Origin of the sequence: Rhizorhabdus dicambivorans, assembly GCF_002355275.1 — a bacterium.
Taxonomy (GTDB): domain Bacteria; phylum Pseudomonadota; class Alphaproteobacteria; order Sphingomonadales; family Sphingomonadaceae; genus Rhizorhabdus; species Rhizorhabdus dicambivorans.
This window is the reverse complement of the sequence record NZ_CP023449.1, coordinates 1,104,622-1,121,434: the sequence shown is the minus strand read 5'-3', so window position 1 is coordinate 1,121,434 and position 16,813 is coordinate 1,104,622. Positions and strand designations below refer to the sequence as shown.

Below are 16,813 nucleotides of genomic sequence, written 5' to 3'. Positions count from 1 at the left end.
GCTCCAATGGCGCGAGATGAGATCAAGCTGGGTGCGGCTGATGCACGGCAACAGGGGCCTCAAATGCCGAGACGTATATCGCTAATCGGTATGATCGCATTGCTGCTGGTCGGCTGCAGCGACGGCGGATCACCGAAACAGCACGCCTCACAGCCGGCAGGCGAGCGAATGGTGCTGGCACCCTCCGAGATAACCGATATGAAGGACCTCGGCGCCGAGATCACCACACGCGACACCGCCGAGGCGCGCGCTCGCATTGCCGGCATCCTGACCAGCCTGTCCGTCCGCGAAGGCGTTATGGTCCGCAAGGGCCAGCGCATCGGCATGATCGTCGATAACCGCCTGGGCTATGAGACCAGCGCCTATGACGCGCAGATCGCCGCCGCGCAGGCGGAGGCCGTGCGGGCACGGGCCGACCTTGGCCGTGTCCAGGATTTGTTCGATCACAAGGTCTATGCCAGGGCGCGGCTCGATCAATCCCTCGCCATGGCGCGGGCCGCCGACGCCCAGTTGGCCGCCGCACGAGCGCAGCGGGGCGCGAGCGCGAGCGTCGCTGGACAGGGCGCTATCCTCTCTCCGTCCGCCGGCCGCGTGCTGCGCGCGGATATCCCTGAAGGATCGGTCGTCGCGCCCGGCATGTCGATTGCGACGATCACGGCGGGTCCGCCGGTCGTCCGTATCGAGGTTCCCGAGTCGCTCGCCGGACAGCTGCAGAGCGGCGCCGAGGTCGCGATCGCTCCGGGAGACCTACCCGGTGGGTCGCTGCGGGGGCGTGTCAGCCAAGTCTATCCCGCCGTCGTCGGCGGTCGACTTCGCGTCGACGCGACCGTGCCGGGCTTGTCCGCCGATCTGGTGGGCCGGCGGATCGGCGTGTCGATCGCGGTGGGGCGGCGCAACGCGCTGATGGTGCCGCGCCGCTTCGTCGTGACGCGCTATGGCATGGATCAGGTCGATGTTGTGACCGCCGATGGGCGCGTCAGCGCCGTGCCCGTCCAGATTGCGCCTACCGCTGATCCGGCAAAAGTCGAGATAATGAGCGGCGCCGTGGCGGGGGATGTCCTGTTCCTGGCGGGCAAGGGCAAATGAACCTTGGCCTATCCGGATGGCTGACGCGCGCCTCGATCAGCTCGCCGCTGACGCCATTGTTCCTCATGGCGGCGATAGCCGTCGGCATGCTCGCTATCTTCTCGATTCCACGCGAGGAGGAGCCGCAGATCAGCGTACCGATGGTGGACATCCAGGTGATGGCGCCCGGCCTGACCGCGCCCGACGCGGTCGAGCTTGTCGGCATTCCGCTCGAGACGATCGTGAAGAGCGTCGATGGCGTCGAGCATGTCTATACGCAAGCCGAGGACGATGGCGTGATGGTCACGGCGCGCTTCCTCGTCGGCTCCGACCCGGAGGATGCGGCGACGCGGATCGAAGAGAAGCTGCGCGCCAATTGGGGCCGGATTCCGGTCGGCATTCCCGATCCCAAGGTCACCGTGCGCGGGATCAACGACGTCCCGATGGTGGTGCTCACGCTCTCGCCAAAGCCCGGCGCGCCCGGCCAGTGGAACGATCAGGCGCTGTATGACCTCGCGACAAAGTTGCGCACAGAGATCGCCAAGGTCGACGATGTCGGCCTCACCTTTATCGCAGGCGGCCGGCCCAACGAGATTAGGATCGCTCCCGATCCGGCCAAACTCAGCCAATATGGGGTCCCGCTGGGCAGCGTAATCGAGGCGGCCAGCCAGGCCAATCGCAGCTTTCCCGCCGGCACGATCCGCGAAGGCGGCAAAGCGGTGTCGGTGACGGCCGGCCGCACCTTGTCGTCCGCGCGCGAGGTCGGCCTGCTCACGGTTCGGTCCGCCAGCGGCGTGCCCATATATCTGCGCGACGTGGCCCAGGTCGACCAGGGACCACGCGAGAACCAGTCGCGTGCCTGGCGCTGGACCAGAACGGGCGACCGATGGGATAGCGCTCCGGCCGTCAGCATCGCGATCGCCAAACGGTCAGGCGCCAACGCGGTGGTCGTGTCCGACAGCATCCTGAAACGTGTCGAAGGTCTCAAGGGCAAGCTGGTCCCCGATGGCGTCGATGTCGCCGTCACCCGCAACTATGGCGAGACCGCGAACGAAAAGGCGAACGAACTGCTCTTCCACCTCGCGCTCGCGACGATCTCGATCGTCATGCTGATCGGCTTCGCGATCGGCTGGCGCGAGGCGGCGGTCACCGCGATCGTCATCCCCACGACGATCCTGCTGACGATGTTCGCCTCTTACGCCATGGGTTATACGATCAACCGGGTCAGCCTGTTCGCGCTGATCTTCTCGATCGGCATCCTCGTCGACGATGCCATCGTCATGATCGAGAATATCGCGCGTCACTGGGCGATGCCCGACGAGCGCAGCCGCGCGCAGGCGGCGATCGAGGCCGTCGCCGAAGTCGGCAATCCCACCGTGGTGGCGACGCTCACGGTCGTGGCGGCCCTGCTCCCGATGCTCTTCGTGTCGGGGCTGATGGGGCCCTATATGGCGCCGATCCCGGTCAATGCCTCGGCGGCGATGATCTTCTCCTTCTTCGTCGCGGTGGTCATCGCGCCCTGGCTGATGATCCGTTTCGCGCGCGCGGCGCTCGCGGCTGGGCATGCTCATGACCATAGCGGTGGCAAGCTGGGCAGGCTCTATGCCCGCGTCGCGCACCGTGTGATTGACAGCCGCGCTTCAGCCCGCAATTTTCTTGTCGCCGTTACCATCGCCACCTTTCTCGCCTGCTCGATGTTCTACTTTAAGGCGGTCACGGTGAAGCTGTTGCCCTTCGACAACAAGTCGGAGGTTCAGATCGTCGTCGATATGCCGGAAGGCACCAGTCTTGAAGCGACGGGCCGGGTCCTCGACGAAGCATCCGCGATCGCGCGCACCCTGCCCGAGGCGACGGCGATGGAGGCTTATGCCGGGACATCGGCGCCATTCAATTTCAATGGCCTCGTTCGCCACTATTTCCTTCGCAGCCGTCCCGAAATGGGCGACATCATGGTGACGCTGCTGCCCAAGGGCGAGCGCGATCGTTCGAGCCATCAGATCGCGCTCGCCCTTCGGGACAAGCTGAAAGTCCTGAAGCTGCTGGAGGGAAGCTCGATCAAGGTGGTGGAAACGCCCCCGGGGCCGCCGGTGCTCGCGACGCTGCTGGCCGAGATCTATGGTCCCGACGCGGCCACGCGTCAGCGCACCGCGATCGAACTCGAGAAGATCTTCAAGTCCATCCCCTATATCGTCGATGTCGACAACAGTTTCGGCAATCCGCGACCGAAGCTGCGCCTGACTGCTCAGCGCGACCGGATCGATTATTACGGGCTCTCGGAACATCAGATCTCGGATTCAATTGCCGCTCTGATGGGCAGCCAGACGATCGGATATGCACCGCGCGGCGACGGCCGAACGCCGTTGCCGATCACGATCGCCCTGCCTCAGTCGGCGCGGAGCTGGACGCGGACATTGGCCAGCACGCCGGTCGCGGCCACAGCCACTGGCCATCTCGTCGAGCTTGGGGCGGTGGTGGATGCCCAGACCGAACAGGGGAGTCCGGCGATCTTCCGGCGCGATGGGCGCTTCGCGGAGATGGTCACGGCCGAGCTCGCCGGCGACTATGAGGCTCCGATCTATGGGATGCTGGCGGTTGATCGGGCCATCGACAGCTATGACTGGGCCGCGCATGGTCTCGCCAAACCGCTAGTCCGCCTCAACGGCCAACCCGAGGACGAGTCGGTCACCTCGCTGCTCTGGGATGGCGAGTGGGAGATCACCTGGGTGACCTTCCGGGACATGGGCGCGGCGTTCATGGTCGCGCTGCTCGGCATTTACGTCCTTGTCGTCGCCCAGTTCCGCAACTTCAAGCTGCCATTGGTGATCCTGACGCCAATCCCGCTGACGCTGGTGGGCATCGTCATCGGGCATATGCTGTTCGGTGCCCCTTTCACCGCCACGTCGATGATTGGCTTCATCGCGCTTGCCGGCATCATCGTGCGAAACTCGATACTGCTCGTCGATTTCATTCGCCACAGCCGACAACCTGGTAAGTCGTTGCGCGACGTACTGATCGAGGCGGGGGCAATCCGGTTCAAGCCGATCGTGCTCACGGCGGCGGCTGCCATGATCGGGGCAGCCGTGATCCTGACCGATCCAATCTTCCAGGGGCTCGCGCTGTCCCTCTTGTTCGGGCTCGCATCCTCCACCCTACTGACTGTCCTGGTCATCCCGGCGATCTACGTCGTCTTCAGGGACGATGGGTTGCCCTCGCAGAACGGGTACGCGGTAGTATAAACCTTCTCGGGCCGTTTTCAGGCGAGGCGGTTTCTGCAGATCGAGGAGCGGCCGATGAAGACATTGGTGATCATCTGCTGTCGAAGACCAGAGGATGAGATTTATAAATCAGTATGAACCCTGATCAGCGCCTATTAATTTCCTGTCATACGGAGAAGTAATTCTTAATCATGGTCTTATAAATCCACCGGATTTAAAGGAACAAGACAGAAATCCGCCTCCATAGTTCGCTATTTTGCATAAAAATCTGCCAATAACAGGAAAAACAGGGCAGACTGGTTCGCTCCTGACTACGTCGCGAGCCACTTCTTTCACCGCCAAAAAGCGGCTCTTGCGACACTTCCGATATCGGCGAAAAATACCCCGCTTCCCGTGGTTGTGGGTCTGCTCATCCGCCGCTCGCTGGACGAAAGACGCTTCTGGCCAATAGCTATGGCGGAAAATAGCTTCACGTCTCTGGGGGCCAGTTTAATGACACTGGGAATGTATCGACCCGGGGCAACTCCCGTCAAAGTTCGGCTTCGACGAGGACGAGGCTCCTGCCCCCCGGCATCGGGGTGACCGCGAATCCCATATCTTGCTCCACCGCTAGCGCGCCGCTGTTGTGGGCGCTCTCGACCGAGATCAGCCGCTTATATCCGTGCGCTCGCGCGAAACGCGCGACATGGGCGAGCAATGCGAAGCCGAAGCCGCGATTCTTGTGGCGGCGGTCGATGAGGATCGCCACGCCGGCCACGCCATGATCGCGATCGGCAGTGACGAGCGCCGATGCGATGATGCTGTCCGAGTGGGGCAGGCAACCTATGAAATGCTCGGTCGACACATGGTCGACATCGATCATCGCGGCGAGCTGGTCGGCCCGGCAGACCGATGTTTCGCCCAAGAAGCGGAACCGCCGATCCTCGGCGCTCACATGTCTCAGGAAGCGCTCCAGCCGCCCACGATCGTCATCGCGGACGGGACGGACCAGGAGACATTGGCCCGAGTGGGTAACAAGGCTGGCGCTCCAGTCCTGAAGAGGAAGGCATTCGCGAGGGCAGTCGAGGTCGAGCCGGGTCATGCTGGTGGTCCCATGACGATGATCATGGTCCGATGTCATCACCGACCGTACGCCGCTATTGGTATTCCTACGCATCCGCGCTCGCGATTGGGGCAATTACGCATAGTGGCACGCCCCCTCGCATGGGAGGCAGGTCCATCATCATGTAAGTTGGATTGCTCTGTGTTCACCTTGACCGTCCGTCCCACGCACTTCCTGGCCGCCTGCGCCTTAAGCGCCTCGCTCATCGCGACAAGTGCGCACAGCGCTGTGATCGGTGCGCCGGCCGCACCTCTATCGGCCAGCCCTTCGCGCATCTTGATAGGAACGGCCTGCTGGATAGAGCCCGGCAGCGACGTGCTCGTGCCGGTCAGAACCGCGAGACCGAAGCACAGGACCAGAGCGGCGCGGGCCCACCACGCCACATCGAAGAGCGCCCACGCCCGCCATGGCGCGTCGGTTCGCCGCGCCGGCGTTCGGGCGCGGCCACATCGCCCCGCCGCTCCGGCGGTTTCGCTGCCCCTGGTCCGCTGCGATCCCTTCGAGCCACAGCTAGCAACCATCGAGCCCTTTGCCGAGACAATGGCGCGAATGATGGAGCCGGCGGTTGCCGACGAGATCCAGATCCAAAAGCTTATCCAGAAGCGGAAGCGTCGCCCGCGCCGTCGCCCGCCTCCGCCGGTCGCCGCCTTGGTTTCCGCAGCACCGGAGCCAGCCTCCTGGCTGATGATGATCGCGGGCTTCGGGGCGATCGGATGGGCGGTGCGCCGTCGTCCACGCCAGATGGCACGCGGAGTCGGACCAGCTTCCGCCAGTTGAGCGATCGGCGCGGTTACGCCGAGGCTACCGGCCGCTCTGCGAACGCATGGCCCAGCCGATATTGGCGAGCGCTGCGCCTTCGACCACCAGATCGAGCGCGATAGCAAAGCCCAGCGGCCAGAGCGACATTTCGGGTAGGCCGGCCTCGAGAATCGCAGCGACACCGAGCGTGGTGATCCCGGAGAGGGCTTCCCATCCCCGCAATTTGGCGCCGAGCCGCGCAGCGGTGGCGAGGCGGCTGATTCCGGCCATGGCGAGTGACCCCACGAGCAGCAGCTCGATCCACCTCATATCGATGAGCGGTTCAAAAAGGACAGCGAGCGCCGCGACGACGTAGAGGGCCGAGGCGGCCAAGGTGAAGGGTGGCCAGCCGCGGCGGTGTGCGGCAAAGCCATGGCTGATCTGGAGGATGCCGGCTGTGAGCATCGCCACGCTGATCTCGAAGGTAGTGAGACGATTGATGACGAATAGCGTCACGCAGCTCGCGACTCCCAGCAGGCAAAGCGCGCCACCGATCGAAATCGAGCGTTGGCGCAAGGTGGCCTGGTCGTGATCGGCACCATCTGCGGTCTTGAGCATCGGAATCTCCTCATTTCGTGGTCACTGTTCCCCCCGCCGCCGGAACACCGCCATTGGTGAATCTACGGACATGTTCCTCCCTCGGGACATTCAGCTATTCGGCGGCTTGGTTGATCGGACAGGACGATGTTCGAGGTAGAAGTTCATGGCGCTCGATATTCGGTTCATTGTGCAGCCCAGACGGTGACCGGCTCGTGCACCGAGACTCATCGCCGCAGCGCTCGTCTCCTCGGCGACTGCGACCTGCTTCAGGGCCCTCGCAGTCTTGAGTATCTCAACCTTCAGCCGTTCGAATTCGATAGGCGGGCGATCGAGCCTGGGGGTGTTGCCGTCCGGGAATCTACGCATGGGCGACGGGTCGCGGCCACGGCATCACCCGCCCGACCGACCGGTCTGGGGGTGGTCCCAGCGGAGACACGCAATGAAAGCACTTGTCTATCATGGCCGTGGGCAGAACAGCCTGGAGGAACGCCCGAAGCCAAAAATCATAGCGCCGACCGACGCCATCGTCCGCGTCCTGCACACCACGATCTGCGGAACCGATCTCCACATCCTGAAGGGCGATGTGGCGACCTGCGCGCCCGGCCGTATTCTAGGTCATGAAGGGGTCGGCGTGATCGAGCAGATCGGCGGTGCCGTCGCCGCGTTCGCGCCCGGCGATCATGTCCTGATCTCCTGCATTTCATCCTGTGGGCGGTGCGAAGCCTGTCGACGCGGAATGTACTCCCATTGCGAAGCGGGCGGCTGGATCCTCGGCAATAGTATCGACGGCACCCAGGCGGAATATGTTCGCATCCCGCATGCCGACACCAGCCTCTACCACATCCCCGCCGGCGCCGACGAGGAAGCGCTCGTCATGCTGAGCGACATCCTGCCGACCGGTTTCGAATGCGGCGTGCTGAACGGAAAAGTCCAGCCCGGCAGCAGCGTCGCGATCGTAGGTTCGGGTCCGATCGGTCTCGCGACGCTACTCACGGCCCAATTCTACTCACCCGCCGACATCGTCATGATCGACATCGACGATCATCGCCTAGAGGTGGCCAGGCAATTCGGCGCAACTCATGTCGTCAACACCATGCGGGACGATGCGATCACCACCGTTCGCAACCTTACCGGCGGCCGCGGCGTCGACACCGCAATCGAGGCGGTCGGCATCCCCGCCACGTTCGAGCTTTGTCAGGAGCTGGTCGCCGCCGGCGGGATCATCGCCAATATCGGCGTGCACGGACACAAGGCCGACCTCCACCTCGAGCGGCTCTGGTCACAGAATATCGCGATCACGACGCGGCTGGTCGATACCGTATCCACGCCCATGCTGCTGAAGACGGTGACCGCAGGACGGGTCGCCCCCCAGCGCCTCATCACTCATCGCTTCACCCTGGAGGCTATCCCGGACGCCTATGATACCTTTGGTCGGGCGTCAGAAACCCACGCGCTCAAGGTCCTCGTCACGCCATGAGCGGTCGCATGGAGGCGCTTGCCGAGGAAATCGTCCGGCTCCAAGGCGAGCTCGACCGGGAGATCGAACGACACCGCAAGTCGCTCGGCTGGTCGATCAAGGGGCGCCTCGCCGCTTTCGAGCAGGGCCTCGTAGCCGAACAGCACAAGTTGCGCGTCGGGATCGCCTCCTATCTCGGCCGCTCCTCGATCGGGGCGGTGCTGACGGCGCCGATCATCTATTCGATGATCGTCCCGCTCGTCCTGATCGACCTGTGGACCAGTCTTTACCAAGCGATCTGCTTCCGCACTTACGGTATCGTGCGTGTACGGCGATCCGACTTTATCGCCCTCGACCGCGGCCGCCTCGCCTATCTCAACGGTGTCGAGGCGCTCAACTGCCTTTATTGCAGCTATGGAAATGGCGTCATCGCCTATGTTCGCGAGGTCTCGAGCCGCACCGAGCAATATTGGTGTCCGATCAAACATGCCGTGCGGATCAGCGCCCCCCATGAGCGCTATCGCGCCTTTCTGGAATATGGTGATGCCGAAGGCTACCGCGACCGTCTCGAGTCCTTTCGATCGGCGCTTCGCGATGAAGCCCAAGCTCAATCTACTGACGCAAGCGAGACCGATGTACCGGCTGCGTCATCCGTATCATCACGCATTTTGGGGGAAACAACTGCTCCCTAGCCTGCTCGCAGATATGAAGGAGGTGGCAATGAAAAATATTCTCCTACTCGTCCATGACGATGCCGGCCAGGAAGCGCGACTGCAAGCGGCGCTCGACATCACCCGCGCACTCGACGGCCATCTGAGCTGCATCGATGTCGCGGCCCTGCCCGCCATTGTCGGAGACTATTATAGCGGTGCAGCCGATGCGATGCTCCTCGCCGACGAGCGCGATCGCGAAAGCGCCAACAAGAAAGCAGTAACGGCGCGCCTTGCGCACGAGGATGTGCCCTGGGACTGGGCGGATGTCACCGGCACGATCGCCGAAAGCGTGGTCGCGGCGGCGGCACTTGCCGACATCATCGTGCTCAACCGGCAGCTCGACGCCTTTCCCTATCCGGACATGCGCGACATCGCGAGCCGCATCCTGATGCATGCTCGCAAGCCCGTTATAGCTGTCCCCGACTCCCTAGAACGGCTGCCGCTCGACCGGGCACTGATCGCCTGGGACGGGCAGGCGTCCTGTGTCGCGACAATGCGGGCGGCGGTACCGCTGCTCGCCATCGCCAAAGAGGTCGAAATCTTCATGGCACGTGATAGGCGCGAGTGCACCGAGCCGACCGAAGCAGCCGAATATCTCTCGCGGCACGGCATCCATGCGGCGGTGCGGATCATCGACGATGGACTTCACGCGGCTGATCGCATGATTGCCGAGGAAGCCGAACGGTGGCGGGCCGACTATATCGTCATGGGTGCGTACAGCCACGGCCGGATGATGGAGAGCTTCGGCGGCGTCACGAAGCGCATGTTGTCGAAGAGCCGCTTTCCGCTGGTGCTCGGCCACTGATCGACATCATTGGACGGCTCATGCAGCGACGGTCCGCCCTTGCGGCGCTGGGAATCGGCCTGACCGTCGCGCTCGCAGCGGCCGCCCTGTGGTGGTGGCATGATCGGCCGCTGAACGTCGTTCTCATTTCACCCGAGCGAGGATCGGCGGTCGAACTCGTCTACGCGACGGGCTTCGTCGAACCACTGGCACCGGTCGTGATCTCATCGCGGATGACGGCACCGGTCGCGCAGGTCCTCGTCGATGAGGGCGACCGCGTTCACCGCGGGGATGCCTTGCTGATTCTCGATGACCGCGACCTGCGCGGTTCCCTGGACGAAGTCCGGGCGCACGCCGCCCAGGCGATCCTCGCCGAAGCGCGCGCTCAGACGCTGTATCGGCAAGGCTGGATAACCCGAGCCGCCTTCGATCTTGCCGCGGCCAATGGCCGCGCCGCGCGCGCCGCGACCGAGGGCGCCCGGGCTCGCCTCGATCAGGCGGTGATCCGCTCGACGATCGAGGGGATCGTGACCCGGCGCGATGTCGAAGCGGGCAATTTGGCGACGCCCGGACAGATATTGATGACCATCGGCGATCCCTCCCGCGTCCGGATTACCGCCACTGTCGACGAACGCGACATCGGTCGGATTTCGTCAGGCCAGCTGGCGTGGATATCCAATGACAGCTGGGGCGATCACCGGGTAGCAGCGCGGGTCAGCGCCCTGACCCCTAGCGGCGATCCGGACCAGCGCGCCTTTCGCGTGCGGTTGTCGCCAGGCGGCCGCCTCCTGCCGATCGGCATGTCGGTCGAGGTCAACATTGTGACCCGCCAGCGCGATCACGCGCTTCTTCTGCCCACGAGCGCGGTGGCCGGCACCTTCGCATGGATCTCCCGCGCCGGCCGCGCCACGCGGCGCCGACTCCTCCTCGGCATCATCGGCTCGGACAAAGTGGAGATCATCGATGGGCTCGAAGCCGACGACCGGGTGATCGACCGGCCGCCGCCCGAATTGACCGAAGGGCGACGGCTGCGAGCCGCTAGATGAACCGGACGGGCGTGCTGATTTTCGAAATGGCGATGCGGCACCTGCTCGCGCGCCGTCGGCAGACGGTCGTGGCAGTGCTGGGTGTTGCCGTCGGCGTCGGCTTTTTCCTCGCCGTCTCGGCCATGATGGTCGGAAGCCAGCGCGACTTCATCGACCGGCTCATCGACGCCGCGCCTCACATCATTGTCTCCGACGAACTTCGATCGGCCCCTCCCCAGCCGGGTCTCGTCGCCTATCGGGCTGGCGCGGTGCGGTTGCGCGGTTACAGGACGCGCAATGAGGCCCGCGGGCTGCGTGGCTGGCAGCTCATTCTCGATGTCGCCCGCGCGACGCCCGGCGCCATCGCATCGCCGAGCCTGACCGGAGGGGTGACTCTGCGGCTGGGCGGGCGCCAGGAAGCGCTTGCGATCGTGGGCATCGAACCCGATCTCGAAGCGCGGATCAGCACGATTTCCGAACGGCTGCGCGTGGGACGGCTGAACGATCTCGAGTCGGCGCAGGGCGGGCTGATCATCGGGGAGGAACTCGCAGTCCGCCTTGGCCTGAATCCAGGCGATGTCGTCGCGGCGACCGCCTCGACGGGGAGCACGCGCCGGTTGCGCATCGTCGGCCTCTTCAAACGCGGTCAGGCGGGATTGACCGACCAGGCAGGCTATATGCTGTTGCGCGAAGCCCAGTCGCTGCTGGGCCGTCCCTTCATCGTCAATCGGATCGGAATCCGACTTGCCGATGCCGACCAGGCCGAGCACGTCGCCAACATCCTCGAGAGGCGGTTCGGATACAAGGCCGAGAGCTGGCAAGCGCGCTCGGCCGATCTGCTATCGCTTCTCGTGACCCGCAATGTGATCATGTACAGTGTCGTCGGCGCCATTCTCCTGGTTGCAAGCTTCGGCATCTACACTGCGGTCTCGAACAGCGTCATCGACAAGCGTCGCGACATCGCAATCCTGCGTGCGATCGGCTTTTCAACCGCCGATCTCCAGTTCCTCTTCGTGATCGAAGGGCTGCTTCTGGCGACCGCAGGCGTCCTGCTCGGCTGGCTGCTCGGCTATGGGTTGATGAGCCTGTTGGGCTCGCTGCGCTTTCCGATCGCCGGGGATCCCGAGCATCTGCCGCTCGACCGAGGCATGCGGCAATATTTGATCGCCGCCGGTGCATCGCTGCTCGCGGCCATGGTGGCAGCCTGGCTTCCCGCCCGCAAGACCGCGAAAGTCGACCCGGTCGATATCCTGCGGGGGGCGGCATGATCGCGCTGGCAGCCACCGGGCTCGGGCGATGCCTTCCGGGATCTCCACCGGTTACCTTGGTGGCCGATGCATCGCTCAACATCGAGCGAGGCAAATTCACAACTATCGTTGGGCCGTCAGGCTGCGGCAAGTCCTCGCTGCTCTATTTGCTCGGGCTGATCGACCGCCCTAGCACCGGGACGCTGCTGGTCGACGGTACCGACGTCAACGGTCTCGATGGCAATGCCCGCGCCCGGATGCGCCTCGAGCGATTTGGCTTCGTCTTCCAGTTTCACTTCCTGTTGCCCGAGTTCACGGCGCTGGAGAATGTCCTCCTGCCGATCCGTCGTCTTAACCGGCTCGACCCCGCCCGCGCGTTGGGACGCGCCCATGACCTCCTTGCTCTGACCGGCCTGGCCGAAAAGGCTGACAAGACGCCCGATCGACTGTCGGGAGGCGAACGGCAACGCGTGGCTATCGCACGCGCTCTTGCCAACGATCCAACGCTCCTTCTCGGTGACGAGCCTACCGGCAATCTCGACAGTCAAAACTCAGCGCGGGTGGTCGAAATGTTCAGGACTCTGGCCCATGAACAACAGCGCGCGGTCGTCTGCGTGACCCATGACCCGCGGATCGCCGAGGCATCGGATGTGCGGATCACAATGCTCGATGGGCGGATCACGGCGGTCGAGGGTTGAGCATGGCGATGATCTGAGCGCGTTCGGTCGCAGCAAGCGAGCCCTGGCCGCACCTAGTTAGACATGAGGATAGGGAGCGTCGGCTTCTGGATAATGCTCTGGGTCGCGCCACCAAGGAAGAACTCCCGCAGGCGCGAGTGGCCAAATCCGCCCATGACGAGCAGGTCGGCAGACCGGCTTACGGCGTGAGCAAGCAGGTCGGCACCAACATCCTCCCCCTCAACCGGTCGCTCGACGCCGTTCGCCATGATGCCATGACGCGCCAGGTGATGCCGCACTTCTACGGGCGAAAGTTCCGGTGGCAGCGGCTTTTCGCCGGTAATCGTGATGATCTCGACCGCCTTTGCTCGCCGGCAGAGCGGCAACGCATCGGCCAAGGCTCTCGCCGCGGCGCGCGAGCCGTCCCACGCCACCACGATATGATCCCAGGCGACACGTGTCCGCTTCGGAAGGAGCAGAAGCGGCCGACCGGATCCAAACAGCAACCCCTCGATCAGCCAGCGCTCATCGGGGTGACCGAAGATCGGCAGGAGCGTCAGATCGAACAGCCGCGCGTGGAGGGCGACAGCGTTCGGGTCAACGAAGCCGCAGGATTCGACCTGCTTCTGCCGATGCGGATCACTTGATCCGACAACAGCGGCGAACCGACTGCTCAATGCATCGGCCTCGGCTCGTATCGCCTGATTCTCCGCGGCGATGGCTGCGTCGGCGCCGACGAGCCGGCGCGCGAGCGCGTTCGAAACATCGGGGATATGGATCGTCGCTACGACCGCATCGAGCTCCGCGTCGAGATGCACCGCCAGCCCGTCCGCGGCGGCCAGCGCCCATCCAGGGGTCGGGGCGGGGTGACTAAGAAGTGTCAGGAGCACATGTTTGATCATCGCATCATCCTCGCTTGCGGGCTGGCCGCTCGCTTGTTCAGGAGCCCCGTCATTGCCGCCTCCGAACGATATATCGCCTCCGCGACCAAGTGGGCCGAGGGTTAGTCAGGTGGGCTCGTCCGCCATATGCGTAATGATCCCGAGAGCCATGCGCTCTACCGCGTGAACTCTCGGATCAGCCGGACGAGGAGATCGGTATCGGGCGCGGGCCGCGCATCGTGCGACGTCCCGACAAGCGGAGCGATGGTCCGGTCGACATAGCCCGCAGCGCCCGAATAAGCCATCGACCAGCGGGGAAAACGACGGCCGGCCAGCAGTTCCTCGCGGACCACGGTGACATCGCGATGGCGCGGATCCCGTCTGATGCTGATCATCAGCGCCTCGATCGATCCGGGCGGACCTTCAAGGATTTGCGCGAAGAACCGAAACGTCGCGATGAGCGCCCCCGTGACGTCCAGCGCGGCGTTACGGTCGCACGACACCGCCACGATCCGCGCGATTTCACCATCGCGATCCGCGGGGGACAAGAGCATGTGGCTGACATAGAGCAGTGATGCACAGGCGGACCCGATAACCATCGCGCGAGCTTGGGGACTGTGGCGGATTAGGACCATCCGTAATGGTCCCAATAGCATCGGCCCCAACCGTAAAGTTCCCGATTCTTCCGCTCCGCGCGGCTTCCCATCGATGCCGCCTGACAATTTCGTTGTGCCGCGCGCAGGTGGAGACGGACATGGGGGCGATCCTGGTGCAGGTTTCTCATTCCATGCGATCAGTAACCGCAGCCGCCACCCCTTCCTGACCGGCAAGCGTCTGCTGAGCTTCACCTCGTCCGGTACCAGCCGCCCCTGGCTCGAGGAGCGGAAGGCGCCGGGCTCCCGCGCGGCCGCCCAGTGCGCGCGTAGCGCACGGGGCACATCGAGCCAGATGCCGTCAGGAAGATGGTTGCCGCGTGGGTATCGATGCGGCGTGACGGACGCTCTCCGCCAAAGGCATGGGCGGGCTCGAGAATGACCAGGAGATCGGGATCGGTCCCGCCGCCGTCCGACGGCGAGACCGGCCCGATCGTCACGCCTCGACCTTGATCTTGCGCGTCCGCGCGGTCGCCTTGCTGTCCTTGGCGAGGCTGACTGTCAGGACGCCGTCATGGAAGGTTGCCGTGACCGCATCCGCATCGACATCGCTGGGGACGGCGATCTGACGCTGGAAGGCACCATAGCGGCGTTCGCTGATCAGCCGGCCATTGTCCTTCTTCTCGCTCTCGGCCTTCTTCTCGCCGCTGATCGAGAGCACCCCGTCGGCAAGTTCGAGGTTGATGTCATCCTGCACCATGCCGGGCAGCTCCGCGGTCACCTTGTACCCGCTGTCGGTCTCGGTCATCTCGAGAGCCGGGACGGGCATAGGATCGCGCGACGCGAAGTCGAACAGGGATCGGCCCGGACGCCCGAAATCGTCGAACAGCCGATCGATCTCCGTCCGAAGCCAGCCGACCGGCCCGCCATCGGCTACCGAAGCCCGCGCAGTGCGAGCAGACGAAACCACATCGTTCATCGATCTTCTCCTGATCTGGCCGATCGCATGAGGATCGGCGATGCGCTGCGACCGCCGAGCGCGAGCGGCCTGACGGCAGGGACGGGATTGAGTCCCATCCGGCAGGCGACGCCGAGGCTATGTTGCGTGGTGCGGGTCCGGCCATCGGGAACTATACGCATATGGCAGGACGGGCTCAGCAAGACGACCGGGCGCTGCTGCGGCGCATGATGAACCATTGCCCCGCATGGGTGCGGAACGATAGCGAGTTCAGTTTGCCGTCCTCCTCGAACGCAGCCTGCGCGAGCGGGTGCGCCGTGTCAGCCCTGGCATAGAAGCGATAGTCCACCGCAGCCCTCACATGTTGGCCGCCGGCCGCGAGCGGACAGACGAACAAGCCCCTCAGCGGCGCAGGCTATGCGGCGCGGAGGACCGGTGAGTTGGAATTCCCGTATATCGGGTTGCGTCGCCCGCTGGCGGTGCGTGCTAGGGAACCAGCACGACCGCACCATCGACCATGCCTTCGCGGACGGCCGACATCGCTATCCCCGCTTCTGCCAGCGGGAAGACATGCGTGACCGATTTCACGGGCATCCCCTCGATCGCAGTGAAAAAGGTCCGACCATCGTCGCGGGTCAGATTGGCGACCGACAGGATCGATCGCTCACCCCAGAGATCAGCATAGGGAAAGGCAGGAATATCAGTCATGTGGATACCGGCGCAAACGACCCGTCCGCCTTTTGTGACTGCCTTGAGTGCGCGCGGTACCAGCGCACCGACGGGCGCGAAGATGAGCGCCGCGTCAAGCGGCACGGGAGGCGCCTCATCCGAGCCTCCGGCCCAGCGGCAGCCAAGCGAGCGCGCGAATTCCTGACCCCTGCCATCGCCGGGGCGGGTGAAGCCATAGACCTCGCGGCCCTGGGCGATGGCGACCTGCGCTATGATGTGGGCGGCCGCGCCAAAGCCGTAAAGGCCGATCCGGTGCCCCTCCCCCGCGAGCCGTAGCGCACGCCATCCGATGAGGCCGGCGCAAAGGAGCGGTGCCGCAGCGACGTCGTCGATGCCGGGGGGTATTGCCAGGCAATATCGTGCATCCGCCAGACTGTGGCTGGCATAGCCTCCGTCGATCGTGCACCCCGTGAAGACCGGCGCATCGCAGAGATTTTCGCGGCCATCGCGGCAGAAGGCGCAGTGCCCGCAAGTACCGCCGAGCCATGGCACGCCCACCCGGTCGCCGGGCCGGAACTCAGTGACGGCTGCCCCTGTCGCCACGACCCGGCCGACGATCTCGTGGCCGGGGATGATAGGATAGCGTGCCGGGATATCGCCGTCGCAGACATGGAGATCGGTGCGGCAGACGCCGCAGGCGCTGACGGCGATGAGCAGCTGATGGGGTCCGGGATCGGGCAAAGCTTCGTCACGGGCTTCGAGCGCTTCGCCCGGTCCGAAAAGGCGGATGACATGGCGCTGCTGCATAGCGACCTCCGATGATTTCGACCTGCCGGATCCTCGACGCAGTGTCGCTACGTACAGTTACCAAATGTGGCCCCTGGTCTGGAAGCGCATCGGTCAGCTTCTGGAGATTGCCATGATCAAGGCTCTGCTCGCCATCGTCGAAGCCGATGCCCCAGTCCCGGTGCCGCAGTCGACATCATAGTAGTACGGCCGTCGCCACCTTGCTGGTCCACTGACGTCGCGCCCGTCGCCCGTTCCGAGCCGTGGGGCGAACCCTTAGGGACATCACGGATTCTTCGGCCAG

General features: G+C 64.5%; 16 protein-coding genes. 9 read left to right on the top strand and 7 right to left on the bottom strand.

Annotated features, from left to right (window positions below; all coding sequences use genetic code 11):
- The first annotated feature begins 63 nt into the window (after positions 1 to 63).
- Both CMV14_RS05375 and CMV14_RS05370 read left to right on the top strand, forming a co-directional pair.
- Positions 64 to 1,086, top strand: a complete 1,023-nt coding sequence (locus tag CMV14_RS05375) for an efflux RND transporter periplasmic adaptor subunit (protein WP_066963975.1) — start codon at positions 64 to 66, stop codon at positions 1,084 to 1,086.
- Positions 1,083 to 4,301, top strand: coding sequence for an efflux RND transporter permease subunit (locus tag CMV14_RS05370; protein ID WP_066963978.1), 3,219 nt, complete (start codon positions 1,083 to 1,085; stop codon positions 4,299 to 4,301). The genes CMV14_RS05375 and CMV14_RS05370 overlap by 4 nt, the downstream gene beginning before the upstream one ends.
- 508 nt (positions 4,302 to 4,809) lie before the next feature.
- Here the strand turns inward: CMV14_RS05370 and CMV14_RS05365 are convergent.
- A complete protein-coding gene (locus CMV14_RS05365) occupies positions 4,810 to 5,361 on the bottom strand; it encodes a GNAT family N-acetyltransferase (protein ID WP_176489062.1) in 552 nt (183 codons plus the stop codon).
- A gap of 12 nt (positions 5,362 to 5,373) precedes the next feature.
- Between CMV14_RS05365 and CMV14_RS27475 the strand changes: the two genes are divergently transcribed.
- The gene (locus CMV14_RS27475) at positions 5,374 to 6,159 is read left to right on the top strand and encodes a PEPxxWA-CTERM sorting domain-containing protein (protein ID WP_139114712.1); all 786 of its coding nucleotides are present in this window, start codon (positions 5,374 to 5,376) and stop codon (positions 6,157 to 6,159) included.
- Between the two features lie 24 nt (positions 6,160 to 6,183).
- On the opposite strand, the gene CMV14_RS05355 is transcribed toward CMV14_RS27475, so the two are convergent.
- On the bottom strand, positions 6,184 to 6,738 hold the full coding sequence (locus CMV14_RS05355) for an HdeD family acid-resistance protein (RefSeq protein WP_066963984.1): 555 nt from the start codon (positions 6,736 to 6,738) through the stop codon (positions 6,184 to 6,186).
- A 421-nt stretch (positions 6,739 to 7,159) separates the two neighbouring features.
- On the opposite strand from CMV14_RS05355, the gene CMV14_RS05350 reads away from it, so the two are divergent.
- Genes CMV14_RS05350 through CMV14_RS05325 form a run of 6 tightly spaced genes read left to right on the top strand, consistent with a single transcriptional unit; the run spans position 7,160 to position 12,643 of the window.
- A complete protein-coding gene (locus tag CMV14_RS05350) occupies positions 7,160 to 8,197 on the top strand; it encodes a zinc-dependent alcohol dehydrogenase family protein (RefSeq protein ID WP_066963987.1) in 1,038 nt (345 codons plus the stop codon).
- Positions 8,194 to 8,868 (top strand): hypothetical protein, encoded by a 675-nt coding sequence (locus CMV14_RS05345; RefSeq protein ID WP_202820882.1) that lies wholly within the window; start codon positions 8,194 to 8,196, stop codon positions 8,866 to 8,868. Before CMV14_RS05350 ends, CMV14_RS05345 begins: the two co-directional genes overlap by 4 nt.
- 28 nt (positions 8,869 to 8,896) lie before the next feature.
- Positions 8,897 to 9,694 carry a putative universal stress family protein gene (locus CMV14_RS05340; RefSeq protein ID WP_066964187.1) on the top strand — a complete coding sequence of 266 codons (798 nt, stop codon included), beginning with the start codon at positions 8,897 to 8,899 and terminating at the stop codon, positions 9,692 to 9,694.
- A 20-nt stretch (positions 9,695 to 9,714) separates the two neighbouring features.
- Entirely contained in the window at positions 9,715 to 10,719 is a 1,005-nt protein-coding gene (locus CMV14_RS05335; protein ID WP_066963989.1) for an efflux RND transporter periplasmic adaptor subunit, read from the top strand.
- The gene (locus CMV14_RS05330) at positions 10,716 to 11,966 is read left to right on the top strand and encodes an ABC transporter permease (protein ID WP_066963992.1); all 1,251 of its coding nucleotides are present in this window, start codon (positions 10,716 to 10,718) and stop codon (positions 11,964 to 11,966) included. Before CMV14_RS05335 ends, CMV14_RS05330 begins: the two co-directional genes overlap by 4 nt.
- Positions 11,963 to 12,643 (top strand): ABC transporter ATP-binding protein, encoded by a 681-nt coding sequence (locus CMV14_RS05325; RefSeq protein WP_066963994.1) that lies wholly within the window; start codon positions 11,963 to 11,965, stop codon positions 12,641 to 12,643. Before CMV14_RS05330 ends, CMV14_RS05325 begins: the two co-directional genes overlap by 4 nt.
- Before the next feature lie 53 nt (positions 12,644 to 12,696).
- Here CMV14_RS05325 and CMV14_RS05320 read toward each other — a convergent pair whose 3' ends face one another.
- The 5 genes from CMV14_RS05320 to CMV14_RS05305 form a co-directional block, all read right to left on the bottom strand.
- Positions 12,697 to 13,524: a universal stress protein gene (locus tag CMV14_RS05320; protein ID WP_066963997.1), complete on the bottom strand. Its 828-nt coding sequence runs from the start codon at positions 13,522 to 13,524 to the stop codon at positions 12,697 to 12,699.
- Positions 13,525 to 13,679: 155 nt separating this feature from the next.
- Positions 13,680 to 14,102, bottom strand: coding sequence for a BLUF domain-containing protein (locus CMV14_RS05315; RefSeq protein WP_066964000.1), 423 nt, complete (start codon positions 14,100 to 14,102; stop codon positions 13,680 to 13,682).
- 490 nt (positions 14,103 to 14,592) lie between these two features.
- A complete protein-coding gene (locus CMV14_RS05310; protein WP_066964004.1) occupies positions 14,593 to 15,075 on the bottom strand; it encodes an Hsp20/alpha crystallin family protein in 483 nt (160 codons plus the stop codon).
- A 175-nt stretch (positions 15,076 to 15,250) separates the two neighbouring features.
- Positions 15,251 to 15,403, bottom strand: a complete 153-nt coding sequence (locus tag CMV14_RS26675; protein ID WP_176489061.1) for a hypothetical protein — start codon at positions 15,401 to 15,403, stop codon at positions 15,251 to 15,253.
- 137 nt (positions 15,404 to 15,540) lie between these two features.
- The gene (locus CMV14_RS05305) at positions 15,541 to 16,530 is read right to left on the bottom strand and encodes a zinc-dependent alcohol dehydrogenase family protein (protein ID WP_066964007.1); all 990 of its coding nucleotides are present in this window, start codon (positions 16,528 to 16,530) and stop codon (positions 15,541 to 15,543) included.
- Positions 16,531 to 16,813 lie beyond the last annotated feature (283 nt).